The organism is uncultured Thiodictyon sp. (genome assembly GCA_903837595.1).
Lineage (GTDB): Bacteria > Pseudomonadota > Gammaproteobacteria > Chromatiales > Chromatiaceae > Thiodictyon.
Genome location: CAILVI010000223.1, coordinates 1 through 1,782 on the forward strand (window position 1 = coordinate 1; position 1,782 = coordinate 1,782).

1 protein-coding gene is annotated in these 1,782 nt (G+C 63.4%); it reads right to left on the reverse strand.

Annotation, left to right across the window (positions count from 1 at the left end; all coding sequences use genetic code 11):
• Window positions 1-200: 200 nt before the first annotated feature.
• A partial coding sequence (locus QZY44_RS11800) for an IS66 family transposase (RefSeq protein ID WP_295446426.1) occupies window positions 201-1,782 on the reverse strand: 1,582 nt, incomplete at its 5' end.

Consider the following 1,782-nt stretch of genomic DNA (forward strand, 5'->3'; position numbering starts at 1 on the left):
CGATTTGGAAAATGCGGTCGTCAATTAAAAACTCCTCATCGTTTTTGCCGAGCAAATTTAATATCCGCCGCGTGTATTTTCGCGCCCTGAAGACGGTTTTCAAGTCCAGCATGCTGCCTTTGGTGAGGCCCTCCATTTTGGCGGACAATAGCCGCGAGAGTACTGATTTATCCCCCATCTGACTTGTGACCGTTTCCCGATTAGGCTGCTGCGAGCATAGCCGGGGCTGGGTTGCCCTTGCGGCGCTCGGCGATCACCTGGGCCAAGTACGGCCAGGGCAGGTGCTTTCGTTTGCGGCAGGTTTCGATCACGCTGATCAGCAAGGCCAATGCGCGGCTTCCCTGCTCCGTCCGGGTGCCGTGCGTGATGCGCCGGAGGATGACCCAGTGGCGCAGGGCGCGCTCGGCTTCGTTGTTGGTCAACGGCAAATACGGGTGGGCCAGGACGACCCACACCGCCTCCCAGTCGTTGAGGAACTCGCACGCCAAGGCGCGGGTCTTCTCATGCCTGGAATCCCGATGCCGCTCGCACATAAGGCGAAATCCCTCCAGCCGGTCCCGGTAGCGATCGGCCGGCGAGGCCGGCGGGCCTTCCCTTGCCTGGTAGACGGCATCCATCAGTTCCGTCAGCAAGGCGTGGCTGTGCTCGCCGAAGAGCCGCGCTTCGCCTGACAGGCTTTCCTGGAGCCCTTTGGCTTTGCGCAGCAGGTGCGCCCAACAGCGCAGGCGCTTGTGGAACTGGCGGTAGACTTTGTAGCCGTCCGTCATCAGCCAGCCCGCAAAGTCTTCCCCCAGGGCGTTGGTGATCAGCTCGGCGCTGCGGTAGCCGATCAGGTACAGGCTGACGGTGGCGGTGCTGACCACCCACAGCCACAGCAGTTTCCCCCATTCCTTCCATGAGGTCTCGTCGGCATAGGCCAGCGATGCCTGCCTCACTTCGTCCACCAACTGTCCCTCCAGCGGTTCCACCGCCCGCCCGGCCTCGTGAATGCAGCGGTTGACCGTGCTCGTCGACAGGAATACGCCCAGCCAATCCTGCATAAACTCTTGGATGTTCCGGCGCGACAGCCGCATCCGCAGCGAGAGGCACACGATGAAACTCGTCAAAAACGGCCCGACGAGGCTCCATTCGCTTAAACCCACCTTCCACATCGGTTCTTCCGGGCAGCGCCCGGGTTCGGTGCGCGTCACATGCCCGCAGGCGCATCTGCTCTCGCCATACAGGTGCTTGTCGTGGCGCACCGCCAGCCCCCGCAGGCCGGGGCCGTCCCCGGCCACCAACTCCAACACGTAAAGGCCGGTGCGCGCCTTGAACGCGTCGCCGCCCAAAACCCGGTCACACACCGCGCAGTGCGTGGGCGCATGGAGGATCGTCCCCGTCACCGGGAGCGTGAGCATGCGGCTGTGGCCGGGAGCACCCGGCTGGCGGCCCGGTTTCTTCTTTGGCCCGATGCCCGGTGGCTTGCCGTCCGGGCAGGCGGCCATGGCGGGAGCGTCTGGTGGAGCGGACGGCCCGGTTTCCGCCAAAGGCATCTCATCTTCTTTCGCCCTCGCGCCTTGAGTGGCGGTCTCTTCTGCCTCGGCATCGACGTGCGGACCCGACCAGGGCGGGTCACTGCTCGGGGGACGCGAACTGGTCGATGAATTGGCCGCAAGGCGCTCACGGGCTTCGATCAAGTCCCTCAGCAAACTTTCCAGTAGCCGGTCTTTCACGGCAACAGGCAATTCTTCCAGATTTCTGGCTTCAAGTTGCCGAAGGTCAAAGTCGCTGAGATGCACGGTC